Raw genomic sequence first — 26,283 nt, forward strand, 5'->3', positions numbered from 1 at the left:
TTGTAAGTCTTTGTTTTATATTTTTTCTACTTTGAGTTGCTCAAACAAAGCTTGATAATTTGCCATATCGATATGGCCTGTTTTAGCTTCTTGCGCATTCAGCATGCCACAAACATTGGCGCGTTTCAATGTTTCCTCGATCGATTCATGACGACTTATCCCATAGGCAAGGCCTGCAACCGTTGAGTCTCCTGAACCGACAGGATTGTCAACCTCAATCTTAGGGATTTTCACACGATAAAATTTGTCGGAAACTTTAGCAAATGCGCCATCTTTTCCAAGCGAAACCACAATCCACTCAATACCCTCAAACAGCTTATCCTTTAGGCTGTCTTCGATATTTTCTAAGGTTACCTCTTTGCCTAGCAAGTCGGACAATTCATCCAAGTTCGGCTTGATGAGGTGTGGTTTATAGTTGCTTTTGAGCACCGCTTCAAGTGCTTTCCCAGAACAGTCCAAAACAACTTTTTTGTCTTGTTTATTCGCAATTTTGATGAGTTCTGAATAGAAATTTTCCGGTAAACCTTCAGGTAAAGAGCCTGAAATAGTGATTACGTCGACTTTGGCTACAATTTCTTCAAAATTATGGATAAAGTGTTCCGCTTCTTCTTTTAAAATCCGTGGCCCTTTTTCTAAAATCTCAGTCTGCTGTCCTTCATGCAAAATCGCAATACAGTTGCGTGTTTTTCCCGAAATCTTGGTGAACTGGCTTTCGATACCGTCACTTTTTAAGTTTTCGATAATTTCAGCCCCTAAAATATCATCCGCAAACCCTGTCGCCAAGACATCTGCGCCTAATTCTTTCAGCACACGGGATACATTAAGTCCTTTGCCACCAGCCGTTTTTCGCGCTTGTGCCACGCGATTGACTGTGTTTAAGTGGAAAGTTTCCAAAGGATAGGATATATCAATCGCAGGATTGAGTGTGACTGTTAAGATACTCATATTTTACTGCTCTCCTATTTTTCCAGAGGATGGATAATCACACCTTTTACTACACGGTTAACTGTACCTGATGCCGATGGTGTGTCTGGTGTATTTTTCACCAAAATTGAAGCATTTAAGGAAATAACGTGGGCAAAAGCAAAGGCTGGGAAGACGAGATATGCTTCCTTAAGTTCTGGCGCTTCCTTATAAGCAAAGCCCTCAGAAATGTGTTGTCCGATGACGACAGTTCGCTGTGCAATCGCGTCACCAGCAACTTCATTATAGAGGTCCAAGTCATATTGACGAGTGTATGGCGTATTCGCTGCGAAGACGAAGACAACTGTGTTTTCGTTAATGAAAGACTTAGGTCCGTGACGGAAGCCCATTGAGCTGTCAAACATTGTTGCGATTTTACCTGCGGTTAATTCAAGAACTTTAAGTTGTGCCTCCCGTACAAAACCGGAAAGGGTACTTGAGCCAACATAGACCATACGGTCTGTATCGTCATTGAGATAACTTACGATTTCTGTTTCACGCTGAAAGACATCTTCAGCCAAGTCCGCAGCGATATGGACTTGCTTTTCTTTATCTGAAAGTTCTTCTGTTGAGAAAATAAGTGTTGCCAAAAGAGTCATTGAGCTGCATGATCCCGTCATGGCAAAGCCTTTGTCGTTGGACTCGTCGGGTAGGATACAGGTAAAAGCATTTTCCATTGTGAGGGCTAGCTGAGCTAACTTACCATCCTTGGCACAAGTGATAACCAGCTGGTAACTGTCTTCTACAAGCTCTTCTACAATATCAACTGCAGCCACAGATTCAGGTGAATTTCCGCTTCGGGCAAAGGAAACCAGTAGGGTTGGTGTATCCTTTTCCAAAGTGGCTTGGGGCGCTGCGACGATATCCGTTGTCCCGATTGATTCAAAACGAAAATGTTCCGTATCTCCCAACTCAATCAAACTTTTAAGTACTGTGTCGCCTACATACTGTGAACTTCCTGCGCCTGTAAAAATCACACGAATAAAGCTATGCTTTTCTACAAGATTTGCCAAGAAAGCCTCAATTTCTGTTTTTCTTTCGGCATATTCTTCAAAAACTTTACGCCAGAGGGCGGGCTGCCCCAAAGTTTCTCCCACAGTAATATCCGCGCCTAGTTCCTTAAGTCGTTCTTCTGGTAATTGAAGCATGTTCTTCCCTCGATTTCTATATTTACTTTAATCTTATGGTATCCATTATAAGGTGCTAACCATAGGAAAATTTTCCAAATGAAGCTTTTAACAAACGGAAATTTTTCCTGATTTTTCCTGTCTTCAAAATAAAAAAAGTAGATGATAAATCTCATCTGCTTTTCTTAATTTTAAGGCCAGATTGATGGCCAGATGCCCATCCCTGATCCAAGAATACCCAGACAGAGAAGGAGGATAATACAGCGGATTGGTGTCCATTTATGTTTTTGCATAAGGAAGAACAAAAGCATAGTCAATCCTAGAGGAAGCATTGAGGGCAAGATACCATCTAAAATGGCTTGAATATCGATTTTTGCTTCGCCATTGGGAATGATGATTTTAACGGAAGTCGCTCCCATAGCTGAAGTTAATGCACCAACTACGAAAATACCAAGGATAGAGGCCGCACGTGTGAATTCCTTTGCATTGGCTGTCATGATACTGATTGCATCTGTCCCCTTCTTATATGACCAGTGCATAAGGAAATAACGTAGTCCAAACTGTACGGCATTAAAGATGAATAAGAAGATAAATGGAGCAGCAATATTACCAGCAATTGCCATATTGGCTGTGATACCTGCTGTAATTGGAACAAGCGTAAACCAGAAGAGTGCGTCACCAATACCTCCGAGAGGCCCCATCGCTGCGACGCGGACCGCACGAATCGTTTGAATATCAGTTTTGTTTTGCTCAAGGGAGAGCACAATCCCCATAACGAAATTCACAAGAAATGGGTGCGTATTGAAGAACTCCAAGTTATGTGCCATGGATGCAGACAGGTCTTTTTTATCCGTATGGATTTTTTCCAAACCTGGCAGGATAGAATAAAGCCATCCCCCCGCTTGCATACGTTCATAGTTAAAAGATGCTTGTAGATAAACGGAGCGCCAAACCATTTTGTTAAGAGTTTTCTTATCAAGTTGTGGTGCTGGTGTTTGATTTGAGTAATTATCAGGGATATTATATACCATCTTCATAATCTCCTTCACTAGCTGGTGCTGTAGCCGCAGCTGCTTTCAGTTTTGTATTCATTTGGAAATCCCAATAAGCGAATGCAAAACCAATAACGGCAAGTAAAAGTAATGCAGGACCCTTAAGTGCTTCAATACCTGTGACAACAACAGCAAGTACGAACCCAAGGAAATAGAAGCCCCATAGTTCTTTTGAAACCATTACTTTGATCAGAATGGCAAAACCGACATAGCGCATCATATTACCTGCTGCACCGAGTCCACTCATGAGCCATGCTGGGATAGCATTTACAACTGTATCCCCAAACGCTTGGCCACCGACGAAGAAGAGTGTTACAACTACACCAAAGATAGTCCCGAGTGCACACATAGCCAACCAGTTAATCTTAGCAATACCGGCTGGATTTGCTTCTTCTGCGTATTTGTCTGCCACACCCATTACTGGCGCCATAACAGTGAAAATCAAGGTTACACCATATTGACCAAGCAGTGAGAATGGGATAGCTGTAGCAACAGCGGCCGCAGGTTCAAGCCCAAGCGAAATAGCAAGCACGGTTGCCATGATACCACCAATAACAGCATTAGGAGGTTGTGCCCCTCCGACTGGCATGTTACCAATAGTCATAAGTTGATAAGTACCACCGACGATCAGACCGGTTTGAACATCACCTAAAATAAGACCGATTACCAGACCTGTTACGATCGGTTGGTACAGAGATTGAAATAAACTAAATTGATCAATGGCAACTACAAAAGTTACGGCAAAGATCAAAATAATCTGAAAAATGGAAGCATCCATAAGTTTTTCTCCTTATATTTTTTATGTGATTTTATTAGAAATGAATCCCACGCTCCAGAACAGTTTCTGAATTTGGCAGAAATCCTGTTCCCCTTCTAACCGTAATCTTATCTCTAACAAAATCTCTTGTTCCCAAAATTAATGTAGACTATACCTTTAATTAAACAATTTATCCAATGGCTCGATTGCTGTAGTTGGCACGCGCTGAATCTCAAGTTCCACCCCAAGCTCTTTGAGCTTCTTGAATGCTGCCACATCTTCATCATCGACGGCAATAACTGTCGCAACTTGACGTTTTCCTTCTGACATGTGCATATTACCGATATTGACTTTTTTAATCGGTACACCGCCTTCAACTAATCGCAAAACATCCTTAGGTGTTTCACAGATGATAAAAATAAGCTGACGATCAGCTGCCTTGCTGATAACATCAATCGTTTTTTGTAGGCTAAAATAACGTGTGGCTACACCTGTTGGAGCTGCCATATCCATGAGAGACTGACGCTGTGGATTACTCGCAACATTATCGTTAGCTACAAGCAAGAGATTTGAACCAACATAGCTGTTCCATTGAGTCGCAACTTGACCATGAATCAACCGATTGTCGATACGAGTGAGTAAAATATTTGGCATAATAATGACCTTTCTTAATATAAGATTTGAATCCCATTTATGAGACTCAAGATGTTATCAATTTTATAAAATCTGTGTAATCGCATAACGCGACACTTTAATATCGAGCTTATCCGCAAGCTTAACTCGGCAAAATTCTTCATCCAGCTGTGTAATAGTACCCGTTAACCCACCACTGAACATGATTTCATTTCCTACCGCAAGTTTTTGATGAAGCTCTGCAATCACTTTTTTTCTTTTACTAAACTGTAAACCACTTACAATACTATAAAAGGTACCGCCGATAAAAAGGAAAGCTATAAAAACCAGTGAACTATTGATAATAAATTCTCCGTTCATTTAGATGCCATCACTTTCTTCGTCTTCTTGCACTTTACCGCCTAATGCTAAATCCAGAGTGATACCCTCTTTAGCTGTTGACGAAGCCATATCCAGCATTAAAGGACTCTCTGAACCGATCATAGCTTGTGAGACAAACTCAATAAGCATCGGAAGATTCGTTCCTGTAAAGATATGAATATTTTCTCTGCCCTCTTTTGCAATCATCGATTTGTTAAAAGGAGTTCCACCCAGAAGGTCGGTAAAGATTACCCCTTCGTCATCTCCTGCACAAAATTCAACTAAGGACTTTTGGTACTCTTCAAGATTAGTGGCTTCATCAAAAGGCAAAATCATCAAATTTTCTTGTGGTCCAGTGATTAACTCTACTGCACTCTTCATCCCTTCCGCAAAATTAGCGTGTCCAGAAATTAATGCTTTCATCATTATCCTCATTTCTAAATGTCTTTCCTTGTGATTTATAAATATTATAAGTTATAAATTACAGGAAATTTTTCCAGATAATAGTCCATACTTTGGTAAATTTTTCCAAATTAAACGCTTACAAAACTTTCACGCCATCTGAATAGACGGCTTTCAAGGTCATATCGGGACTAAGAGCGATAAAATCAGCCGCATGTTCTGGCTTGATCTGTCCGCAACGGTCCGCAATATTGATTGATTTAGCGGCAGATAAAGTCGCCATCATAATGGCTTCCTCAGGAGTAGCAATCCCCCAGTCTACAACATTTTTCACTGCATCCTTTAGCATTAAGACCGAACCAGCCAAGCTATTTCCTTCTTTGAGGTGGGCCGCACCTTCTTTCACAGTAACGGCAAACTCTCCCAGCATATAGTCGCCATCAGGCATACCTGCTGCACGCATCGCATCTGTGATTAAAACCGTGTGTGCAGCGCCTTTAGCTTGTATCATTACCTTGGCTGCTGTAGGATGTACGTGCTGTCCATCACAGATTAACTCTGTATAAGTATCGGGTGTACTCAAAGCAGCTCCAACCATACCAGGCTCTCTATGATTAAAGGCACTCATGCCATTGAAAGTATGAACAAAAACGGAAGCACCGGCTTCTATTGCTGCTGTTGCCTGCTCTAAAGAAGCATTAGAATGCCCTAAAGCAACCGTTATCCCGCTCCTATCCAAAGCACGTATAAAGTCTAAACTTCCCTTACGCTCAGGAGCCACAGCGATTTTTCGTATCATTGATTGGGCAGACTGATTCCATTGTTCAAATTCTTTCACGCTAGGATCGGTCATGTATGTTGGATTTTGGGCCCCTTTGTGTTCTGTTGTAAAATAAGGGCCTTCAAAGAAAATACCTTGAATTTTCGCGCCCGTCCCTGTCGGACGATAATTTCCAATAATCTCACAGACTTCCCGCAGGCGTTCATGATCCCCAGTGAGCGGTGTCGGAATCCATGAAGTAACACCCGCTCTAAATAATCCTTGACTCATCTTATCCAGCAGTTCTTCTTGTCCATCCATCACATCTGCACCATCAAAGCCGTGGATGTGAGTGTCTACAAGCCCTGGCGCGATCCAATAACCGGAGTAATCTTTAACCTCAGCTTCTTCAGGAATTTCTTGAACATGCTCTCCAAACTTCCCGTCTCTTATCTCTAAGAATCCACCTGTGAGCGTTTGGTAAGGATAGAAAAACTTATCCGCTTTGATATAGTAAGTCATATTGTGCCTCCATTTGTCTTTTTTCTTAGTATAAATCAGGACTTAGAGTAAATTTTTCCAAATTTATACTTATAACGATGGAAACTTTTCCAAAAAAACAGAGAACTTCAGAGTTCTCTGTTTTTTAGCTTTCACGTATCGGCGCTAAGTTTTTGTAAAGCGCAAAGGCATCCAATAAGATGCGATTGACGACTTGTAAGCACATCCGACTACCCACATCTAAACCGAAATTAATCGTCTTTTGTGTGGACTTGTAAGCATGGATATACACATCAGCCTGACTGCCAATGGAACTAGGCATGGCTCCCACAAGGGCAATAATCTTTGCCCCATGGTTTTTAGCTTTTTGAAGAGCGGACACTATCTCAGGCGTTTCACCACTTAAAGAAAAGACGACGATCAGATAGTCACGATTGACCCGATTGGCAAAATATTTCATATAATCGAAATCATCATGAATAACACAAAGTTTTCCAAAAAGTTGCAACTTGTCCATCATCTCACGCGCCACATTGGAGCTTAGCCCCGCACAAAAAATAAGAATCTTACTGTGATGGTCAATCAGTTTAATCGCTTCCTCGATATCATCGGCCGAGAGCTGGTTTATCGTCCGCGTAATCTCTATTTCATTTTTACGAATAGCTTGATTTACTTCTTTTGAAAAACCATTTTTACGTCTTTCGTTCTTTGTATTCCGTATCGTCTGCTTAAAGTCTGAATAGCCATCATACCCCATTTTTTTCAACGTTCGATTAACCGTTGAGACACTGACATGCGATTCAGTTGCCAGTATAGATATAGATAAGTTAGGTATCCTGCTCAAATTATCTTGAATATGATTCCAACAATAGGACTCTGCTTCACTCAACTTTTTCATACGTTTCTCCTTTTAATCTCGAATCCTCTGCCTTTGTTTAAAGCTAAGTCAATATTTTTCATAATTTTCAAAAAGATATTCTAAATCTTCTATCGTTTTCAAGAGTTCCTGCCCAATATTAGTCTCTTTCACACAGGTTCTTTCTTCAACTCTATCAACCAACCTTTTTACGCTGACAATATCGCTGCCATCTTCCACTGCTGCTTTGATGGTTTTAAATGGTTCATGCGCTGCCAGCTGCATACCATAACTGTTATAAAGCAAAGTATAGCCAGCTATTCCCGTTTCTTTTTGATAAGGTTTTGAAAAACCACCATCAATAACAATTAATTTGCCACCTGCTTTGATGGGTTCCTCACCTTTTTTCTCTTTCACAGGAGTATGTCCATTGATGATATGACCCTTTTCATCCATACCAAAGTTCTTCAAAATGCGACTAATCGTCTCAGGCTCTTCTCTTAGACGATAATACGGGTTTTTCTTCTCCACATGAGTTGCTTTATCAGCGATATAATAGCGCTCAAAAGTTGTCATTGCCTCTTTACCAAAAAGTGAGGAAGATTCTCCCACCCAGAGATACCAGAGCAAGTCTGTGGATAAGTCTTCTTCCACATCTGGCTGTGCTAAACTTTTTCTCACATGGTGTTCAAAAAGATCCAGTAATTCACGCCCAGAATAACCTTCTCCTTCAAGCCTAAAGCACTTGAAATCTCCATTTTCATGAAGAGGCAAGCAACCATGAATCAAAAGATTGCCATTGTATGAAAGATACATTGAGCCTTTTTCTAAAAGAAAATCAATGTGTTTCTTTAGTTTCTGTGACGTTTGAAAATTTTTCAATAATTTTTTTAGAAGTAATTCTTCTTCAGCGGTTAATTGCTCAGGTTCCAAGGGGTCAACTGTTGGTGCTTGAAAATCTTGCAGATCATACTGCTTATCTTTAAGCGTGATTCTGTTTTCATCATAATTAATGAAATGCAACACATCACGTTCTTCCAAATGAAAATCAGGGCGCCGGGCTATCAGTTGGCTTTCTAACTTAAACTGTAAAATCGCTGTTGCTTGTTGGAGTTTGTTCAACAAATCGCACTCCTGCTGTGACAGGTATTCTCCCTCTGTCAGACGAGGTGCAAAAGCAGAACTTGGCTCATAATAACGCTCCGCATATTCGATCAGCGGCCGTAAATTAATCCCATAAGAATCTTCAAGAATATCCAGATTACCATAGCGGGAACTGATACGAATAACGTTCATCATGGCGAGTGGAGAACCTGCCATAACTGCCATCCAGATAATATCGTGATTGCCCCATTGGACATCAACTGAGGGCATACTTATCAAACGATCGATAATCTTATCTGGATAAGGCCCTCGATCATAAATATCACCTACCACATGTAAGTGATCGACAGTCAAACGTCTCACACTATCTGCCAGAGCAATGATTAAGTTCGGAAGTTCACCAAGATGCTGAAGTTTTTCAATGATGGAGTCAAAATAAGCACGCTTCTCTGAGCTTGACTCGACTTCATGTTTTAATTCCTCAAGAATATAACGAAACTTCTCTGGAAAAGCTTTGCGCACTTTAGAACGTGTATATTTTTTCCCTGCAAAACGCGCAAGTTTCAATAAGGAAATCAAGTTCTCACGGCAATAGTAGGCGAAAGCTTCGTGCGAAAGTTGGCCTTCTTTTGAAGCCAGCTTTTCTTCCGGATAATAAATCAAGGTTGCAAGTTCCGAAATCTCCGTTGGATCGAGTTCAGGAAAACATTCACGTAGTTTTTCTTTAATCGACCCCGAACCATTACGCAAAACATGATTAAACGCATCGTATTCCCCATGTATGTCACTTACAAAATGCTCTGTCCCTTTAGGAAGCTCACAAATAGCACTGAGATTGATTATTTCGGTCAAGACTGCTTCTTTTGATACAAACTGCTCTTTTAACAGCTTATAGTACTTTTCGTCCATGAATTGAAGTTCTCCTCTCATCTTTACACGCGTGTAAAAACAACATGGCTCCATTATATTATTTTTAAGCTTTTTAGTAAAGCGCTTTCTTCAAACTTCCGTTCAACGCTCTTAATTTTAAAATAAAAAAAGTAAAGAGAAGTCTTTACTTTTTTGATCTTTTTGAAGTTTTAAATTATAATTTTAACTTTAAATACTGCCCGGTGTAAGAGTCCGCAACCTTCGCAACTTCTTCTGGAGTACCTGTTGCTAAAACAGTCCCTCCGCCTGCACCACCTTCTGGACCTAAATCAATAATATAATCAGCCGTTTTAATCACATCGAGATTATGCTCAATAACGACGATAGTATTTCCTTGATCCACCAAGCGATCCAACACTTTAATCAAAGTCGCAATATCTTCACTGTGCAAACCAGTGGTTGGTTCATCCAAGATGTAGAAGCTCTTACCCGTACTTCGTTTTTGAAGTTCTGACGCAAGTTTCATCCGTTGCGCTTCACCACCAGACAAGGTGGTAGCCGGTTGACCCAAAGTCACATAGCCTAAGCCAACATCAACAATGGTTTGTAATTTGCGTTCAATTTTGGGGATATGACGGAAGAATTCTAGTGCATCTGAGACACGCATATCCAGAATTTCAGAGATATTTTTTCCTTTATAATGTACCTCCAATGTTTCTGAATTGTATCGTTTCCCATGACAGATTTCACAAGGGACATAAACATCAGGTAAGAAGTGCATCTCAATCTTGATAATACCGTCACCAGAGCAGGCTTCACAACGTCCGCCTTTGACATTGAAAGAGAAACGTCCTTTTTTGTATCCACGAATTTTAGCTTCATTTGTTTCAGCGAAAAGACCGCGAATATCATCAAAAACAGAGGTATACGTCGCAGGATTTGAGCGAGGTGTCCGCCCAATCGGTGATTGGTCAATATCAATCAGACGTTCAATTTCTTCATAGCCTGTGACTTTCCTATGCTTGCCTGGTTTCTCTGAATTATGGTTAAGCTTTTGTGCCAAGGTTTTCTTCAAGATAGAGTTAACTAGAGTAGACTTACCTGACCCTGAAACACCTGTCACAGCAGTCATGATGCCCAAAGGAAATTGCGCATCAATATTTTGCAAGTTATTCTCGGAAGCTCCTGTAACTTTAACCATCCGCTTCTTATCAATCTTACGACGTTTTTCGGGTACAGGTATGGAACGTTTTCCTGACAAATATTTACCTGTCAAAGAATTCTTGTTTTTCGCAACCTGTGCTGGCGTGCCTGAGGCGATGATTTCTCCACCCAAATCGCCCGCTCCTGGCCCAACATCAATCAGCCAGTCGGCGGCTCTCATCGTGTCTTCATCATGTTCAACAACGATGAGGGTATTTCCGAGATCACGCATCTTTTGAAGGGACTCAATCAAGCGGTCATTATCTCTTTGATGTAGACCAATAGATGGTTCATCAAGGATATAAAGGACGCCAGATAAGTTTGAACCAATCTGTGTCGCTAAACGAATCCGTTGTGATTCACCACCCGACAAAGTTCCAGAAGCACGAGAAAGAGTCAGATAATCTAAACCAACATTTTTCAAGAAGGATAAACGGTCCTTGATTTCTTTCACAATTGGTTCAGCAATCATTTCATCGTTCGCTGTCAAAGCGAGTTGACCAAGAAACTCTAACTCGTCACCAATGGCTAGGTTTGAGAGTTCCCCGATATGCTTGCCGCCTACCTTAACTGACAATGCTTGGTCGTTGAGACGGTAGCCATGACACGTCGTACATGTCAACTCTCTCATATAACCCCGAAGGTATTCACGTGTATAATCACTTGAAGTTTCACGGAAACGGCGATTAATATTGTTGATAATGCCAGGGAAGACCATGTCCTTGTTAGACACGTTACCAAAATCCCCTACATAGTAAAAATGGAATTTCCGTTTGCCTGAACCGTGAAGAATAATATCTTTATGCTCTTCTGGCAAATCCGCCCAAGGCGTATCCATATCTATACCAAAATCACGACTGGCACATTCCAGCATCGTTGGGTAATAGTTAGATGAGATAGGATTCCAAGCAGCTACAGCGCCCTCACGTAAGGTTTTGCTGTCATCTGGAATAACCAAGTCAGGATCGACTTCATTTTTCATTCCTAATCCATCACAGTCTGGACATGAGCCAAAAGGTGCATTAAATGAAAAGAGACGAGGCTCCAGCTCAGGCACAGTAAAACCACAGACAGGACAAGCATAAAACTCACTAAAAAGCAGTTCTTCCCCATCCATCTTATCCACAATCACATAGCCTTCTGCGATACGCAAGGCTGCTTCGACTGAATCAAATAAACGTGAACGGATACCTTCCTTAACGACGATACGGTCAATAACGACTTCAATATTGTGTTTCTTATTTTTATCAAGTTCGGGTGCTTCTGTCACATCATAAACTTCACCGTTTGCACGAACACGGACATAGCCTTCTTTTTGAACACGCTCAAATATCTTAACATGTTGTCCTTTTTTGCCACGAACAATCGGCGCTAAAATTTGAAGACGTGTTCTCTCAGGCAACTCAAGAATCTGATCCACAATTTCCTCAACAGACTGTGCCGAAATTTGACCGTGACCATTGATACAGTAAGGTTTTCCGACACGCGCAAAAAGCAAGCGCAGATAGTCGTTAATCTCCGTTACTGTCCCCACAGTGGAACGTGGGTTTTTACTTGTTGTTTTTTGATCGATAGAAATAGCTGGAGACAAACCATCGATGCTGTCTACATCTGGTTTATCCATATTTCCTAAAAACTGACGCGCATAGGCAGATAATGATTCTACGTAACGGCGTTGGCCTTCTGCATACAGCGTTTCAAAAGCTAAGGAAGACTTTCCTGATCCTGATACTCCCGTAACAACTACTAACTTATCACGCGGAATAGTAACATCTATATTTTTTAAATTGTGCTCTCTCGCACCATGTATAACAATTTTATCTTGGGGCATTTATTTTCCCTTCTCACTTCTATTCCGTATGGACGGAACTGAATTTCTTATTTTCGGTAAGGATACTTCAATTATACTATATTTTAGGGTACAATAGCCTTATCATGAAATCTTATTTTGTATATGTTTTGCGTTGTGCGGATGGTACTCTGTACTGTGGTTATACTGACAACGTGACCAAACGTCTCGAAACTCACAATGCGGGCAAAGGGGCAAAATACACCAAGGCACGTCGCCCACTGGAGTTAATAACCTCTGTGGAATTTGACGATAAAGCAACAGCGCTAAAATGTGAATGGTGGTTTAAGCATAAACTCACTCGGCCGCAAAAACTTAAACTTATTAAAGAAGAGCTACTCAAAGAAACCTTTGAACAAGTGCTTGAAGCGAAAAAAAGAGGACAGTAAATGTCTTTTTTATTTTAGAGTTTCTTTTGTTTAAAAGTAACATTTGTTATATAATAAATATAAATGTAACTTTAGACACTTAACGAAAAAGAGGAGACCTTTTATGAAAAAAATATTATTGGATTTTATTGTTACTCTCGGTGCACTGGCCCTCTTGACCCTCGCTTGGGTATTTATTTTTAAAAGAATTTCCGTGCAGAGCTTTGCGATGCTGTTTATGATTAGCGTACTTAGTATGCTGATGCGCGCTCTATACACTAAGGTTCCCCGCCTTATCTTGTTTAGTGTTTATACCATCTTTTTAGTGCTTTTTGCTATTGTAGCCATTCTTCATTTATAAAAAACAAACCTTGAGGTTTGTTTTTTATATTTTTTCTAACTTGACTGCTGTACCATAGGCTGCGACAGAATCCACATTTCCAAAAGTTGAAGAATCAAAGCGCATCGCAAGGATGGCATTTGCTCCTTTGTCACGCGCTTCCTCTGCCAAGCGCTCAATCGCGCTCTCGCGCGTCTCATGTTGTAGCTTGGTGTAACCTGCTATTTCTCCACCAACAATCGTTTTTAGCTGTTGGCCCGTGCTTGAAAAGACATTACGTGAGCGTGTGGTAAGCCCAAAAACTTCACCATAAATCTCAACAACACGATAGCCTGGGGCATCATTTGTAGTAAGGATTAAAATATCTTTCATCGTTTCTCCCTCTTAAATTTTGTCTAAGATCTCATGAATAATTTCATGGGAATCCAGCACATTTTTTTGTTTCATCTTTTCCATGAGCTCGGCACGATTTTGCCCGTCAAAGTTAGCAACAGCTTCAACCATACCCGCCACCAAGCTATCAAAGCCGCGATTATAGGTCGCTGATTGCCAGCCGTTGATGCCGATTTTTTGCTTATCTAGTCCCGTCAGAATCTCTAAGTCCGTCAGCTCTGATAAGCGATAAGTGCCGCTTGCAGCTTCCACCGTAAACTCCTCGGAAAAAGCACCCGCTGTCAAGTTCATGCTGGCAATTCCCATACAGGTTTGGGTTCTTAGGGTCACCATCACCCGTGAAATCTTCTTATCTGGTGTCAGCGCTAGCTGATAACTGTAACGCTCAATCTCATCATCCAGCAGATAAATCAGTGTATCCAAAGGATGGATAAAAATATCATACAAGGTAAACTGCACTTCAGCTGCATTGTTGGCGAGATTTTTACTGACTTTGATAAAGTTCTTTTGTTCTACCTCTTTGAGTTTATCAGTCATTGGGGCAAAACGACGGTTAAAGCCACTCACAAAGAGGACATTGTTTTCTTCGGCGAGGCGTTGGAGCTCCTGTACTTCTTCAAAGTTTTCAGAGATAGGTTTATCCATCATGACATGTGTACCCGCACTCAAATAGCGCTTGGCTAACTCAAAGTGCTGTGCAGTAGCCGCATGGATAGCCACCATATCACAGGTTTCTAAGGCCCCTAGATCCGTTGTCGCATATTCAAACTTATACTTTTTACGAATCTCTTCTGCTTTTTCCCATGTTCTTGAGTGTAAGATAAAGCGGTGTTCGGCTTGCATCTTTGCGTAAACAGGAAGATAAGCTTTTCCTGCAATGTTTGACGTTGCTCCAATAATTCCAATAATCATATATTCTCTCTAACTGTCTTTTGAGTAAATCACAATAAGCTGGCCTTGATCTATCTGCAAATCCATACTGTCACTAATAAAAGCGTTACTGGCATAAATATCCGCAAAATTATCCGTGGCTTTGAGCGGGTATTTGGCATTTTTAATCTCTAAGCTTCTCCCTGTATTAACCTGTACCAGACCCAGATAAGGGTAACCCTCTATCTTTTTGATGGTGTGCTCGCCAGCCGATAAGTAGCGGACTAGGTTTTGAGCATCCTTCAAACAAATATTTTCATAGTTTGCAAAGTTTAGAGGAAGATATACATTGGTCAAGTGATGGTCTAAACGTCCGCCGAGTGACCCAATAATCGTAACCTCTGCTTCCGGAAAGCGTGAGCGGACAAGTTCTAAGCCAGCTTCCAAATCCGTCTGGTCTTTTTCTTCGGGAAGCTTAAAGAGTTCCGCAGCATCTTCTGAGATGCGGGCAAACTCCTTAGCATTTACAGAATCAAAATCACCAACAGCCAAGTCTAAATGGTGTTGCTCCTCCAGTAAAAACAAGGCACCACGATCAATCCCCACATAATAATCAAACTTTTCTGTGAGTGCTTGCGCTGGTCGTCCTGCATGAATGACTATCTTCATCGCTCATCCCCACTTCCCGCTATCATCCCTCTGGCTTTACGACTTTCAAGCTTAGCGATATTGGCTTGGGCAATATCTTCCAAGTCCAACCCCAAATAACGTGCACAGGTGGCGATGTGCCACAGCACATCTCCCAGCTCTTTTTCGAGTGCTTTTTTATCTTCGGCTCGGATCATGCCGTCTTGGTCTCGGATAATCTTTTTTATCTTATCTGCAACCTCGCCCGACTCTCCAGCCAAGCCCAACACCTTGTCTAAAAAGGCAAAGTTTACCTGAGCAATATCGGCCAAGGGACCATTTACATCAAATTTTATTATCTCTTGCTGATAGTCCTTAAGTTCCATAGATAGGTGGCCTCCTCTAGTCTCTACCTAGTATTATAACAAAATAATCCTCCCTACTCTAGGTTAACCTCTTTCGCTAAGCATAAGTAAATTTTTGAGAGGAAAGCTAAGTCTGAAAAAAGAAAAACGCACTCCACCAGCAGACCAAAACTCTGCAAAGAAGTGCGTTTTATTTTCTAAGTGAGGTAAGTTAGGTAGGTAGAATACTACTTTTTACGTCTACGTTTATACCACAGGAGCATAGCTACAGCTAAGCTTCCCAGACCAAGCCAGCTAAGCATTCCAGCTATTTCGCCTGTTTCTGGTAGCTTATCTCTACTTGCTGCATTGAGGTCTGGTTCTTCTTGCTGAGACTGCTTTTTGTCTCCTCTGGTGTCGTCAGAGTCAGATACTTTATCTTCGCTATTTTCATTATTTGAGGTTGAGTCGTCTTTGTCCTGACCATTTTCGTTTTCGCCAGAGTTATTGTTTCCATTGCCATTGCCATTTTCTTCTTCGGCTTTTACGGTAACTTTCGCTGTGGCGCTTACGCCATCATAAGCATAGGTTACTTCATAGATACCCGCTTTGGTAGTGTCTACTTTTCCTGTGACTGTGACATCTTCAAAGGGAACTTCATCTCCTTCACGATTGATTGCCTGGACAAAGTTGTCCTTGGCTTGCCATGTGTCGCCAACAGCGAGCGTGCTGTCTTTAACTTGAACTTTTGTTTGATAAGGCACACGGCGCCATGTCCCTGCCGCTTGGCCCGAAGTAGCAGATAAATCCATCAACTGATGTGAGTCCAGCCAGTTATTTGCCTCGCCTTCTCTCGCCCACCAGTTCAGATAACCGGTGCTTGTAGTGAACTCTGGCAAGTTACTTAAATTTATAGCTGTATTATCGCCTAAGCGAAGCTCGACTAAGGCATTGAGTCCACCAAAGTTAAGCCTAAACTGTGCATCATCCACCGCGGACGTATCAAAAGAAGACAAGTCTAGACGGGCTAAATTGCTGGCGCCGGTAAACATATCCTGCATCGTTGTGACTGAGGATGTCTCAAAGGATGAAAGGTCTAGGTGAGTTAAACTACTGGCACCTGAAAACATCCATGACATATTTATAACCGAACCTGTCTCAAAGGATGAAAGGTCTAGGTGAGTTAAGCTGCTGGTGTCTGAAAACATACCCTGCATCGTTGTGACTGAGGAAGTCTCAAAAGAAGAGAGGTCTAAGCTGCTTAAACTTCTGGCGTCTGAAAACATACTCTGCATATTTATAACAGCGGATGTGTCAAAAGAGGAAAGATTTAAGCTGGTTAAGCTCTCTGCTGAATCAAACATAGCAAACATATTTGTAACAGCGGACGTATCAAAAGAGGAGAGGTCTAAACTAGTTAAGCTACTGGTTCCTGTAAACATCCATGACATATCTGTCACACCGCTTGTATCCAGTTTTTCTAAATTTTGGATGTCTCTAAGGTTTTGAAAACCGTCAAAGAGGGTACTAAGAGACTTTGAACCGCCGACATTCACATCGCCCTGAAAGACGATGTGTTCCACCTCTGTTCGGATGGCGCTATCAAAATCTGAAGGATTCGTGATCGTCCCACCTTCTAGCGTAAGGGTTTTGCTTGTTTCATCGTAATCAAACGCGACATCGCCCCATACTTTTGGTAGAGTTCTTTGCCACACAAAAGTATCCGCCATTGAGGGATTAAAATTTTGCATTAAGCCGTCAGACGTAAGAACATTTGTACCATTAGGGCGTTCTGGAGAGCCAGTACCTACATTTTGCCAGAGACCTGTGAACTCACCTGATGCATAGCTAATATTAGGGAGTCTCGTCTCATTCAAACGAGAAATGCCTGAGCCTAGCTTAAGCTCTCTTAAAGAGCTTGTGTCAAAAAACATATCTCGTATATCTGTGCTACTCGCTATGTCAAATGAGGAGAGATTTAGGCTGATTAGACTTTCTGCCCATGCAAACATAGAGGTCATGTTCGTAACAGAGGAGGTATCAAAAGAAGTAAGATCTAAACTTTTTAAGGCTGCCCTAGCAAACATAGAGCTCATGTTTGTAACAGAGGAAGTAACAAAAGAGGAAAGATCTATGTCAGTTAAACTTTCTGCCCCAGCAAACATGCCTTCCATGTTTCTCACTGAGGAGGTATCAAAAGAGGAAAGATTTATGTCAGTTAAGCTTTCTGTCATCGCAAACATCAGCGACATATCTTCAACAGAGGATGTAACAAAAGAGGATAAGTCTAAGCTGTTGAGGTTGCGGGCTTCATAAAACATAAAGGACATATCTTCGACAGAGGATGTCTCGAAAGAGGAGAGATCTAGACTTTTAAAGGCTGTCACACCAAACATACCGTGCATGTTTGTGACTGAGGATGTGTCGAAAGAAGAGAGGTCTAAACTGGTTAAACTGCTCGTTCCGGCAAACATTACAGACATATCCGTAACACCAGCTGTATTCAATCTTTCCAAGTTTTGAATATCGACGAGATTAGTGAAATTCGCAAACATTCCTCCAAGAGACATGGCACCCCCGACATTCACGTCCCCACGAAAGACGATGTGTTCTACCTCTGATCGGATGGCGGCATCAAAATCTGACGGATCCGTGATCATCCCACCTTCTAGCGTAAGGGTTTTGCTTGTCTCATCGTAATCATACTCGACATCACCCCATACTTTTGGCACAACTCTTCTTTGCCACACAAAAGTATCCGCCATTGAGGGATTAAAATCCCTCATCAAGCCTGCAGAGTCGAGAACATTTGTACCATTGGGGTGTTCTGCAGAGCCAGTATCTATATTTTGCCAGAAACCTGTGAATTCTCCTGAAGTGGTGCCAATAGCTGGGAGATTGGTGCCATTCAAACGAGAGATACCTGTGCCTAGCTTAAGTTCTCTTAAAGACCCTGTATGCATGAACATAGCTGTTATAGGTGTACCACTAGTTATGACAAATGAGGAAAGGTCTAGGCTGGCTAGACGGCTTGCGCCCAAGAACATACTATGCATATTAGTAACAGATGCTGTATCAAAGTTAGATAAATCTAAGCGGGTTAAGCTGCTTGCGTTTGCAAACATCTGCCACATTCCTGTAACAGCTGAGGTATTAAAGTTAGATAAGTCTAAGCTGGTCAAATTGTGCATGCCCCAAAACATACCACCCATATCCGTAACAGCTGACGTCTTAAAGGTAGATAAATCTAAGCTAGTTAAGCGACTTGCTCCACGAAACATCATGTTCATATCTGTAACAGATGATGTATCAAAGTTAGATAAATCTAAACTGGTTAAACTACTTGTTCCATTAAACATACCACTCATATCAGTGACGGCAGAGGTATCAAAAGAGGAGAGATCTAGGTTGGTAAGAGCCCATGTTGCACTAAACAAGGCACTCATATCTGTGACGCCACTCGTATTTAAGTAGGTCAAATTTTCAATGGCCGTAAGATTCGTCATACTTTGAAAAAGTCCAGCTAAGCTCCTTGAACCTCCGACTGTTACAGGCCCTTCAAATTTAATATGGTTTATTAGCCATCTGTCAGTAGGCAAAGCAGCAGGATCAGTAATGGTCCCTCCAAAAAGTGTGAGCTCACCCGTAGTAGCATTCCATTCAAAATCAACACCACCCCACATCGTGCCTGTCATTTTCGGTGCGGCCACTGCCGTGCTTCGCTCTGGGGAGGCTACATCTGCTGGGGGAGTTGGTTCTTCGGGTTTAGAGGCACTGGATGCTGGGGGAAGGATTTCTTCTGCTGAGGCTGAACGATCTGGTGTATCTTCACTTTTTGTCTCTTCGCTTTCCTCTGTGTCCTGCTCTGGCTCTAAAGCTTCTGGTAACGGTGCTTCACTCTCTTCACTGGACTCCGACTCTGTGGGCAGCGTAGTCGCCACGACTGTAGCTCCCTCAAGCATAGGGTTCCCGATGAGCCCTGCCAGAGCCATAACGGTTATAATATATCTTATTTTTTTACTTTTTGAATTCATCTCATCTCGCTCCTCGATGTTCTTTTCTTCTACTTCATCGTTTCGTGTGTAAAGTTATCCAAACTAGAACATTAAGTATAGCCCGATTTAGGCTGGGCTGGGCTGGGCTGGGCTGGGCTGGGCTGGGCTGGGCTGGGCTGGGCTGGGCTGGGCTGATAGATTATAAACCATGGCATTCTCCTCATCAAGTCTTTTAGTCTTTTTTAAGAATTCTCTTATTTATATTCTAACATATTATACTATTACATTAAAAAGATTTCATTATAACTTCTTTTGTTTCTTTTTGATTTCTCTACTTGTCAGCTATAAATAGCTTTCCCACCCTTACTATACCCGTCCACTTTTAGACATCAAAAAAAAGCCTTCAAGAAACTTGAAAGCTTTTATATCATTTTTTAAGGGCGGATACGTCCAAGCATACGTGGGAAAGGAATCGCTTCACGAATGTGTTGGTTACCTGTGATAAAGGTTACTGCACGTTCCAAGCCAAGTCCGAAGCCAGAGTGTGGTACTGAACCAAACTTACGTAAGTCAAGATACCAGCTGTATTCTTCTTCGGAAAGACCAAATTCTTTTACTTTTTCCACCAAGTAGTCATAGTCTGTCGCACGTTCTGAACCACCGATAATCTCACCGTAACCTTCTGGTGCGATAAGGTCAGCACAGATAACAACATCTTCACGTGCTGGGTGTGGTTTCATGTAGAAAGCTTTGATTGCTTTTGGATAGTTGATGATAAATGTTGGTACACCATAGTAGTTTGAAACAAATGTTTCATGTGGTGAACCAAAGTCGTCGCCCCATTCGATATGATCATAGTCATTGTTTGCTTCTTCTTTTTGAAGCAACTCGATCGCATCATCGTAAGTGACACGTTTGAAAGGTTCGTTGACATATTTTTCGAGCAAGTCAATATCGCGCTCCAAAGTTTCAAGTGCATAACGTTGATTTTCCAATACAGACTTGATCAAATGTTTCACGTAAGCTTCTTGGATATCCAAAGATTCTTCGTGTGTTGTGAAAGCCATTTCTGGCTCAATCATCCAAAACTCTGTCAAATGACGGCGTGTTTTTGATTTTTCGGCACGGAAAGTTGGACCAAATGTGAAGACTTTACCAAAGGCCATCGCACCTGCTTCAGCATAGAGTTGACCTGTTTGAGACAAGTAAGCAGGTTGACCAAAGTAGTCTGTCTCGAAAAGTTCGGTTGTTCCTTCAGGAGCTGAACCTGTCAGGATCGGGCTATCAATCTTCACAAAACCGTTGGCATTGTAAAATTCATATGTAGCGCGGATGATCTCGTTACGAACAAGCATAACCGCATGTTGTTTACGGCTACGCAACCACAAGTGACGGTTATCCATCAGGAAGTCTGTCCCGTGTTCTTTTGGTGTGATAGGGTAATCCACTGATGCACCGACAACTTCAAGGTCTGTGACATCAAGTTCATAGCCAAACTTTGAGCGTGAATCTTCTTTAACGATACCTGTTACAAGTACTGATGTTTCTTGTGACAAGTGTTTGATTTCAGTGAATTTTTCAACGCCAGCGTCTTCACCAAATTTTTCAATCATGTTTGGTTTAAAAACAACAGCTTGGAAAAAGGCTGTCCCATCACGGAGTTGGAGAAATTGTAACTTTCCTTTTCCTGATTTGTCTGCAACCCAAGCGCCGATTTTTATTTCTTCACCTACATGGTCTTTCACGTCGATGATTGATACTAAGTCTTTCATAAATAATTCCTTCTCTATTTTGTTAATATAATTCTTTATCCAAAAGTTTTTCTAGCCAGATTTCCTTTAAGGTTTTCAGGTCATCCTTAAAGGCTTTAGGTGTTTGTAGTTCATCTTTTTTGAGCTCTTCGAGGACCACAAGCTCAAAATCATCTGTTTTCCAGTCTTTATCTATGGCTAGAGGAACACCGATACCTGTCTTTTGCGAAAATTCAAAACGATTTTTTAAGCCCGGAAGATCTGGGGCGATGTCAATGTAAAGTTTGTTTTTAGTGATGTTTTTGTAAGCCACCACTGCCCCAACTTTAGTTTGAAGTTTGTATGCTGATTTTGCTTCTTTTTTGTCAATCATGTGGCTTCTCCATCCACTTTTTCATCCGGTTTACTGCTTCTTTTAGACTTTCCAAATCTGTCGCATAACTCAGTCTAATATGTGAAGGAGAACCAAACCCTTCTCCTGTAACTACTGCCACGCCTGCTTCTTCAAGCAAGGCTGTCGCAAAGTCAGTGACCTTATCAAAGCCTTTAAGAGCCATTGCTTCTTCAACCTTAGGGAAAAGATAGAAGGCACCGTTTGGCTTAATCGCTTCAAAGCCAGGAATCTGGTTTAAGAGAGGATAAATCGTATTCAGACGTTCTTCAAAAGCTTGACGCATCTTGGAAACAGCATCTGAGTCAGAGTTAAAGGCTTCAATCGCGGCATACTGGGCGACAGTGCTGGGGTTGGAGGTGGTCTGTCCGGCAATTTTTGTCATGGCTGCTATGATTTCACTGTCTCCCACAGCGAGACCTATCCGCCAGCCTGTCATCGCAAAAGTTTTGGAAACCCCATTGATGACAAGAGTATGTTGGCGAATCTCTTCCGACAAGGAAGAAAGAGCTGTAAACGTGCTATTATTATAAACCAAGCGATGATAGATATCATCAGCCAGAATCAAAAGGTCATTCTCCACCGCCCAATTTCCAATCGCAGTCAGTTCTGCTTCGGAATAAATCATTCCTGTGGGATTTGAGGGGCTATTTAAAAGGAGAACCTTTGTTTTCGAAGTTTTTGCGGCTGCCAACTGTTCGACTGTGATTTTAAAGTCATTTTCTTGCAAGGCTGGGACGATAACAGGTTGCCCACCTGACATTTTGACCTGATCCACATAGCTCACCCAGTAAGGTGCTGGAATAATCACTTCGTCGCCTTTATCTAAAACACTTTGGAAGAAAGCGTAGAGCGCAAACTTGGCACCTGAGGTTACGAGTATTTCCTTATCTTCAGGCGCATAGCCATAAAAGTTTTGCCAATAATTTCGTACAGCTTCTTTTAGCTCCGGTAAGCCAGAAGCTTGGGTATAAAAGCTCGCCTTTCCTGTCTCGATCGAGCTTATCGCTGCTTGACCAATCGCGTCAGGCGTTGTAAAGTCAGGTTGGCCTAAGGTCAAATCAATAATATCTCGTCCTTGACGGGCAAGATCCTTGGCACGCTTTGCAGCTGCTAAGGTCACAGATTCTTCAATGTTTGAAACAAAATCAGATAATTTTTTCATCGTTTACAGAAGCTCCTCACCAGACTTAAAGTCATACAGCTTAAAGCCATCATGACTGTTTACTTGCCACACAGGTTTGTTTTTATAGAGGGCCAGTACAATCGAGCGTGTATTATCACTTTTAACTGTTTCTGCTTTTACACCTTCTGACATATCAACAACCGTTAAGTTCCCACCTTTTTCAGGTATGAGCACCCCGATTTCTTTACCCTGCTCTGTTTTCCCAAGCAGTGAGTAGTCTGTCGTATCTGTCGTTGCAATATCAAAAGCTGTCGGTGTTTTCAGGTCGGTTTTATCTTTGGCAATCGTTATTGCCGCACGTCTTGCAGTGCTATAAGGGCTTGTTGCTCTCCAGATAAAAAGGCTTATGGCAATAAATCCTGCCAAAATCACGGTTAAAATACCTATAATAATCTGTGAATGCAGAGTCATTCGTTTTCTTCTCATAGCCTACCTTCCTGTCCTCTAGATAATCTATTTAATTATAGCAAAAAAGCAGAGAAAATGCTTTTCTTCAAAAGTCTTCTATTCCATAGTATGTAAAAGTGATAGTTTTGATTTTTAACTTCATCTTGGCGGCATATTACAGTAGAAACTCTAAGATTTTATTTACCAATTCGCCGTTTTCTAATATCTTAATGGGTGCCGACTGTGCAAGGTTTTTTCGCATCCTCTTCGCATAGGACTTCCCAGCCAAGCGATTATCCAGTATCACCACTTGTGAGTATTGGTTATGTCTGCGGTTGACCCGTCCTAAAGCTTGTTGCAGTTTCAGAGTGGCCATGGGTACGTTGAAATCATAGAAAGGATTGTTAAAGCGCTTCGCATACTTCTTCGTCAAGATATCATCGGGCGTTGCGAAAGGAAGACGGGGAATCATCAGTACAAGATGATCTTGCTTTTCAAAGTCTACGCCTTCCCAGAAAGAGGAGAGCCCAAGAAGGATTTGACCTTCGCCCTTATCAAATTTTTTCTTGATTTGGGCTGGGCTGCCATTAATATCTTGTGCCAAAACATCCCAGCCAGCGGCTGACAGTTGCTCCGCAACAAACGTGAGCGAAACTTTTGAGGTGAAAAGAACGACCACTTGTGGCCCTAACTCCGCAACTTCTGATATCTTATCTGCAACATAGTGGGCATAAGGCATCACACCTGTGTTTTTCACATGCGGGCCATCAGAGACAATGATAATCTCTTGATTTTCAGCTGGATGACTGTCAAATTTAAAGAAACGATAATCCTTAAAGCCTAAGAGTTCTGGAAAGATGGGGTTAGCTTCCGTCAAAGACAAGGTAGCTCCCAACATATAGGTTTTTGTTCCTTCAGGTACAAGCTTTTCAAAGTTATAAAAATCCGTACTTGAAGCATAAACCATATCCCCATCACGCCAAATAAAGTTTTCTGCTGGTTCTTCAAAAACTTCAGCTAAATCTTTTAGGCCAAGCTCTCTTGCATCTAAGGCGATTTTTTTACCATCGAGTTTTTTATTATTCAGCTGGAAAGTCAAGCTCTCTAGCAAACGCTTATTAAGATGAGAAGACTCTATGTCTACGGTTTCCAGTTGTTCCGAAATTTTGACTGCTTTTTGATTTGCTCTTTCAAGTATCGTAAAGAGTTGCTGTGCTTCATCAACCACTAAAACGCGATTTTCTAAGAAAGTTTCGGGAGAGTCGGCCAGTCGTTCAATTAAGTAAGCGTGGTTTACAACTTTAACCTGAGACTTTTGTGCGGTTTGCTGTGCTTTCAGCCAAAAGTCTTGTTCATAATGCAAGTGCTTGTTGTTCACATAACCGTCATGCGCAATCTGGGCAAAGTAGTCTTCGTTTGTCATGACTCTGGATAACTCGTCCAGTTCGCCCGTCAAAGTTTCGGTTAGCCACACGAGAATCTTCATCTTGAAAATCTCAAAATTCTTACCCTCAGTATTGGACAAAAGGAGACGAGAAAATTTCTCCAAAGAGATATAATTTTTTGTTCCTAAAAGTTTAGAGAAGTTGATCCCAAACTTTTCTTTAAGAATCGGCGCTACACCATGAATCATCTGATTTTGCAATACTTTTGTTGGTGTTGAAACAACGATTTCGCGTCCCTCTGCAAGCAAAGGGAGAAGGTAAGCATAGGTTTTTCCGATGCCTGTAGGTGCTTCAATAAAAGAGGGGGAAGTTTGCGAGAGTTCTTCTTTGATTTTCTCCGCAATCTTTTCCTGGTTTTTTCTGACTTTAAGTCCGAGGTGTGCAATATTTTTGGAAAAAGAATTTGCCAGAGGTTTCTTTCCTTGCTTGATTTTAAGCACACGTGTTGCAATATTATGGACAAGGTGGAGATTTTTGACTTGTAGCGGTGTATATGTTAGCTGCTCTTTCAAGAATTCCTTTGTCTCGTAAAGCAAACTGTCCGAGTGACGAATAATTTCTTCGAGTACGGCGCGAGGAAGTTGACGAACTTTTTCTTGCATCTGGATTAATAGTTCCGCTGTTGCAATGGCATCGGATAAAGCTGCGTGTGGCTGATCGTGGTTTAAATCAAGTCTTTCACTTAAAGCTTCCATCCCATATTTTTCAAAGTTAGGGAAAAGCACTCGCGCTAGCTCAACAGTATCCACCCGAGCCATATCTAGATCCAAACCGAGGGGGAAAAGGCTTTTCATCAATAAAGAGTAATCAAATCGTGCATTATGGGCAACAAAAATACAGCCTTCTAACTTCTTACGTACTTCATCTGCAACTTCTGAAAAGTCTGGTGCCTTTGCCAAGCGCTCATCAGACAGTCCAGTAAGGTTAGCAATTCTGGGCAAAAGTGACTCATGTGGATTAACATCTGTCGTATATGTATCTACCAGTTCTCCATCCTCGACCAGCGCAATACCAATTTGGATAATTTTATTCTGCGTACTGTGCGCATCGGTGGCTTCCAAATCCACCACAGCATATCGAGTCATTTTTTTACCTTTCATTTTCTATTTATTCTTAAACCTGTTTTACTTTTCTTCAGGTAAAAATATATCTTTCTAATTATATCATAAACCACAAAAGTAGTTTTTCTTTTACAAATAGCTCAAATTAGAGTAAAATTAGAGTATAGTAAAAAACAGAAAAGGAGTTCCATTATGCTTGATAATTACAAAAAAATCCTTGTTGGTCTTGACGGTTCTGTCGAATCAACAAAGGCCTTTGACAAGGCTGTTGCCACTGCCCTTCGTAACGAAGCCGAGTTAGTCATCGCTAACGTTATTGATTTGCGTGCCTTCCAATCTATCTCTGCTTACGATTCTGTCGTTGCTGATGATACACACAAAGGTGCCGAAAACCTCATTAATGACTTTGCTAATGAAGCAAAAGCTGCTGGCGTTAAGACAGTAACAACTCGTGTCGAATTTGGGTCACCAAAAGTTATGTTGGGTCAAACACTTCCAAAAGAAGAAAACATTGACCTTATCGTTCTCGGTGCTACTGGTCTAAGCTATATTGAACGTATCTTTATCGGTTCTGTTGCTGATTACATCATTAAAAATGCACCATGTGACACTCTCGTTGTTCGTAAATAATCGCCATATTTTGTCCTCTCTTTTGAGAGGTTTTTCTTTTTAAAAAAATACTGCTTAT

The 26,283-nt window shown here is 41.4% G+C and carries 24 protein-coding genes; 3 read left to right on the forward strand and 21 right to left on the reverse strand.

All coding sequences use genetic code 11. From position 1 onward, the window contains the following. Positions 1-15 precede the first annotated feature (15 nt). From lacC to uvrA, 11 genes are all read right to left on the reverse strand, one after another. The gene (gene lacC / locus I6G50_RS05760; protein ID WP_197908220.1) at positions 16-945 is read right to left on the reverse strand and encodes a tagatose-6-phosphate kinase; all 930 of its coding nucleotides are present in this window, start codon (positions 943-945) and stop codon (positions 16-18) included. 14 nt (positions 946-959) lie between these two features. Continuing rightward, on the reverse strand, positions 960-2,111 hold the full coding sequence (locus I6G50_RS05765; protein ID WP_197908221.1) for an SIS domain-containing protein: 1,152 nt from the start codon (positions 2,109-2,111) through the stop codon (positions 960-962). A 170-nt stretch (positions 2,112-2,281) separates the two neighbouring features. Next, positions 2,282-3,121: a PTS system mannose/fructose/sorbose family transporter subunit IID gene (locus tag I6G50_RS05770; RefSeq protein WP_003135904.1), complete on the reverse strand. Its 840-nt coding sequence runs from the start codon at positions 3,119-3,121 to the stop codon at positions 2,282-2,284. After that, positions 3,111-3,920: a PTS mannose/fructose/sorbose/N-acetylgalactosamine transporter subunit IIC gene (locus I6G50_RS05775; protein WP_003135906.1), complete on the reverse strand. Its 810-nt coding sequence runs from the start codon at positions 3,918-3,920 to the stop codon at positions 3,111-3,113. The genes I6G50_RS05770 and I6G50_RS05775 overlap by 11 nt, the downstream gene beginning before the upstream one ends. Before the next feature lie 156 nt (positions 3,921-4,076). Further along, the gene (gene agaV / locus I6G50_RS05780; RefSeq protein WP_003135908.1) at positions 4,077-4,553 is read right to left on the reverse strand and encodes a PTS N-acetylgalactosamine transporter subunit IIB; all 477 of its coding nucleotides are present in this window, start codon (positions 4,551-4,553) and stop codon (positions 4,077-4,079) included. A gap of 63 nt (positions 4,554-4,616) precedes the next feature. Beyond that, complete coding sequence (gene yajC, locus I6G50_RS05785; protein ID WP_042753203.1) at positions 4,617-4,892, reverse strand: preprotein translocase subunit YajC; 276 nt, start codon at positions 4,890-4,892, stop codon at positions 4,617-4,619. Continuing rightward, on the reverse strand, positions 4,893-5,318 hold the full coding sequence (locus tag I6G50_RS05790; RefSeq protein WP_232252337.1) for a PTS sugar transporter subunit IIA: 426 nt from the start codon (positions 5,316-5,318) through the stop codon (positions 4,893-4,895). A 115-nt stretch (positions 5,319-5,433) separates the two neighbouring features. Beyond that, complete coding sequence (gene nagA, locus I6G50_RS05795; RefSeq protein WP_197908222.1) at positions 5,434-6,576, reverse strand: N-acetylglucosamine-6-phosphate deacetylase; 1,143 nt, start codon at positions 6,574-6,576, stop codon at positions 5,434-5,436. 124 nt (positions 6,577-6,700) lie between these two features. Continuing rightward, the gene (locus I6G50_RS05800; RefSeq protein WP_003135914.1) at positions 6,701-7,453 is read right to left on the reverse strand and encodes a MurR/RpiR family transcriptional regulator; all 753 of its coding nucleotides are present in this window, start codon (positions 7,451-7,453) and stop codon (positions 6,701-6,703) included. A 48-nt stretch (positions 7,454-7,501) separates the two neighbouring features. After that, the gene (locus I6G50_RS05805) at positions 7,502-9,424 is read right to left on the reverse strand and encodes a fructose-1,6-bisphosphatase (RefSeq protein ID WP_197908223.1); all 1,923 of its coding nucleotides are present in this window, start codon (positions 9,422-9,424) and stop codon (positions 7,502-7,504) included. A gap of 175 nt (positions 9,425-9,599) precedes the next feature. Then, positions 9,600-12,419: an excinuclease ABC subunit UvrA gene (gene uvrA, locus I6G50_RS05810; protein WP_197908224.1), complete on the reverse strand. Its 2,820-nt coding sequence runs from the start codon at positions 12,417-12,419 to the stop codon at positions 9,600-9,602. A 104-nt stretch (positions 12,420-12,523) separates the two neighbouring features. Here uvrA and I6G50_RS05815 point away from each other — a divergent pair, with 104 nt between their 5' ends. Both I6G50_RS05815 and I6G50_RS05820 read left to right on the forward strand, forming a co-directional pair. Next, entirely contained in the window at positions 12,524-12,826 is a 303-nt protein-coding gene (locus I6G50_RS05815) for a GIY-YIG nuclease family protein (protein WP_042753204.1), read from the forward strand. A 103-nt stretch (positions 12,827-12,929) separates the two neighbouring features. Beyond that, the gene (locus tag I6G50_RS05820) at positions 12,930-13,166 is read left to right on the forward strand and encodes a hypothetical protein (RefSeq protein WP_197908225.1); all 237 of its coding nucleotides are present in this window, start codon (positions 12,930-12,932) and stop codon (positions 13,164-13,166) included. Positions 13,167-13,190: 24 nt separating this feature from the next. Here I6G50_RS05820 and I6G50_RS05825 read toward each other — a convergent pair whose 3' ends face one another. From I6G50_RS05825 to I6G50_RS05870, 10 genes are all read right to left on the reverse strand, one after another. Further along, complete coding sequence (locus tag I6G50_RS05825; protein WP_003135923.1) at positions 13,191-13,517, reverse strand: heavy metal-binding domain-containing protein; 327 nt, start codon at positions 13,515-13,517, stop codon at positions 13,191-13,193. A gap of 12 nt (positions 13,518-13,529) precedes the next feature. Then, complete coding sequence (locus I6G50_RS05830; protein WP_197908226.1) at positions 13,530-14,450, reverse strand: Gfo/Idh/MocA family protein; 921 nt, start codon at positions 14,448-14,450, stop codon at positions 13,530-13,532. 9 nt (positions 14,451-14,459) lie between these two features. Then, positions 14,460-15,077 (reverse strand): thiamine diphosphokinase, encoded by a 618-nt coding sequence (locus I6G50_RS05835; RefSeq protein WP_197908227.1) that lies wholly within the window; start codon positions 15,075-15,077, stop codon positions 14,460-14,462. Further along, on the reverse strand, positions 15,074-15,421 hold the full coding sequence (locus I6G50_RS05840; RefSeq protein ID WP_197908228.1) for a nucleoside triphosphate pyrophosphohydrolase family protein: 348 nt from the start codon (positions 15,419-15,421) through the stop codon (positions 15,074-15,076). The genes I6G50_RS05835 and I6G50_RS05840 overlap by 4 nt, the downstream gene beginning before the upstream one ends. 206 nt (positions 15,422-15,627) lie before the next feature. Next, complete coding sequence (locus tag I6G50_RS05845; RefSeq protein ID WP_197908229.1) at positions 15,628-19,413, reverse strand: BspA family leucine-rich repeat surface protein; 3,786 nt, start codon at positions 19,411-19,413, stop codon at positions 15,628-15,630. 395 nt (positions 19,414-19,808) lie between these two features. Then, positions 19,809-21,146: an asparagine--tRNA ligase gene (gene asnS, locus I6G50_RS05850; protein WP_081166109.1), complete on the reverse strand. Its 1,338-nt coding sequence runs from the start codon at positions 21,144-21,146 to the stop codon at positions 19,809-19,811. 22 nt (positions 21,147-21,168) lie between these two features. Then, on the reverse strand, positions 21,169-21,498 hold the full coding sequence (locus tag I6G50_RS05855) for a GIY-YIG nuclease family protein (protein ID WP_197908230.1): 330 nt from the start codon (positions 21,496-21,498) through the stop codon (positions 21,169-21,171). After that, positions 21,491-22,681 carry a pyridoxal phosphate-dependent aminotransferase gene (locus I6G50_RS05860; RefSeq protein WP_197908231.1) on the reverse strand — a complete coding sequence of 397 codons (1,191 nt, stop codon included), beginning with the start codon at positions 22,679-22,681 and terminating at the stop codon, positions 21,491-21,493. The genes I6G50_RS05855 and I6G50_RS05860 overlap by 8 nt, the downstream gene beginning before the upstream one ends. Before the next feature lie 3 nt (positions 22,682-22,684). Next, the gene (locus tag I6G50_RS05865) at positions 22,685-23,128 is read right to left on the reverse strand and encodes a DUF5590 domain-containing protein (RefSeq protein ID WP_042753323.1); all 444 of its coding nucleotides are present in this window, start codon (positions 23,126-23,128) and stop codon (positions 22,685-22,687) included. 136 nt (positions 23,129-23,264) lie between these two features. Continuing rightward, entirely contained in the window at positions 23,265-25,619 is a 2,355-nt protein-coding gene (locus tag I6G50_RS05870; protein ID WP_197909415.1) for a helicase C-terminal domain-containing protein, read from the reverse strand. Between the two features lie 168 nt (positions 25,620-25,787). Here I6G50_RS05870 and I6G50_RS05875 point away from each other — a divergent pair, with 168 nt between their 5' ends. After that, entirely contained in the window at positions 25,788-26,225 is a 438-nt protein-coding gene (locus tag I6G50_RS05875) for a universal stress protein (protein WP_003136711.1), read from the forward strand. Positions 26,226-26,283 lie beyond the last annotated feature (58 nt).

The sequence above is a fragment of the Lactococcus garvieae genome (assembly GCF_016027715.1).
In the GTDB taxonomy this organism is placed as follows: Bacteria; Bacillota; Bacilli; order Lactobacillales; family Streptococcaceae; genus Lactococcus; species Lactococcus garvieae_A.

Bases quoted from the DNA above. Each gene is read 5' to 3' on its own strand.
- lacC (WP_197908220.1), bottom strand. From the start codon at position 945: ATGAGTATCTTAACAGTCACACTCAATCCTGCGATTGATATATCCTAT.
- I6G50_RS05765 (WP_197908221.1), bottom strand. From the start codon at position 2,111: ATGCTTCAATTACCAGAAGAACGACTTAAGGAACTAGGCGCGGATATT.
- I6G50_RS05770 (WP_003135904.1), bottom strand. From the start codon at position 3,121: ATGGTATATAATATCCCTGATAATTACTCAAATCAAACACCAGCACCA.
- I6G50_RS05775 (WP_003135906.1), bottom strand. From the start codon at position 3,920: ATGGATGCTTCCATTTTTCAGATTATTTTGATCTTTGCCGTAACTTTT.
- agaV (WP_003135908.1), bottom strand. From the start codon at position 4,553: ATGCCAAATATTTTACTCACTCGTATCGACAATCGGTTGATTCATGGT.
- yajC (WP_042753203.1), bottom strand. From the start codon at position 4,892: ATGAACGGAGAATTTATTATCAATAGTTCACTGGTTTTTATAGCTTTC.
- I6G50_RS05790 (WP_232252337.1), bottom strand. From the start codon at position 5,318: ATGATGAAAGCATTAATTTCTGGACACGCTAATTTTGCGGAAGGGATG.
- nagA (WP_197908222.1), bottom strand. From the start codon at position 6,576: ATGACTTACTATATCAAAGCGGATAAGTTTTTCTATCCTTACCAAACG.
- I6G50_RS05800 (WP_003135914.1), bottom strand. From the start codon at position 7,453: ATGAAAAAGTTGAGTGAAGCAGAGTCCTATTGTTGGAATCATATTCAA.
- I6G50_RS05805 (WP_197908223.1), bottom strand. From the start codon at position 9,424: ATGGACGAAAAGTACTATAAGCTGTTAAAAGAGCAGTTTGTATCAAAA.
- uvrA (WP_197908224.1), bottom strand. From the start codon at position 12,419: ATGCCCCAAGATAAAATTGTTATACATGGTGCGAGAGAGCACAATTTA.
- I6G50_RS05815 (WP_042753204.1), top strand. From the start codon at position 12,524: ATGAAATCTTATTTTGTATATGTTTTGCGTTGTGCGGATGGTACTCTG.
- I6G50_RS05820 (WP_197908225.1), top strand. From the start codon at position 12,930: ATGAAAAAAATATTATTGGATTTTATTGTTACTCTCGGTGCACTGGCC.
- I6G50_RS05825 (WP_003135923.1), bottom strand. From the start codon at position 13,517: ATGAAAGATATTTTAATCCTTACTACAAATGATGCCCCAGGCTATCGT.
- I6G50_RS05830 (WP_197908226.1), bottom strand. From the start codon at position 14,450: ATGATTATTGGAATTATTGGAGCAACGTCAAACATTGCAGGAAAAGCT.
- I6G50_RS05835 (WP_197908227.1), bottom strand. From the start codon at position 15,077: ATGAAGATAGTCATTCATGCAGGACGACCAGCGCAAGCACTCACAGAA.
- I6G50_RS05840 (WP_197908228.1), bottom strand. From the start codon at position 15,421: ATGGAACTTAAGGACTATCAGCAAGAGATAATAAAATTTGATGTAAAT.
- I6G50_RS05845 (WP_197908229.1), bottom strand. From the start codon at position 19,413: ATGAATTCAAAAAGTAAAAAAATAAGATATATTATAACCGTTATGGCT.
- asnS (WP_081166109.1), bottom strand. From the start codon at position 21,146: ATGAAAGACTTAGTATCAATCATCGACGTGAAAGACCATGTAGGTGAA.
- I6G50_RS05855 (WP_197908230.1), bottom strand. From the start codon at position 21,498: ATGATTGACAAAAAAGAAGCAAAATCAGCATACAAACTTCAAACTAAA.
- I6G50_RS05860 (WP_197908231.1), bottom strand. From the start codon at position 22,681: ATGAAAAAATTATCTGATTTTGTTTCAAACATTGAAGAATCTGTGACC.
- I6G50_RS05865 (WP_042753323.1), bottom strand. From the start codon at position 23,128: ATGAGAAGAAAACGAATGACTCTGCATTCACAGATTATTATAGGTATT.
- I6G50_RS05870 (WP_197909415.1), bottom strand. From the start codon at position 25,619: ATGACTCGATATGCTGTGGTGGATTTGGAAGCCACCGATGCGCACAGT.
- I6G50_RS05875 (WP_003136711.1), top strand. From the start codon at position 25,788: ATGCTTGATAATTACAAAAAAATCCTTGTTGGTCTTGACGGTTCTGTC.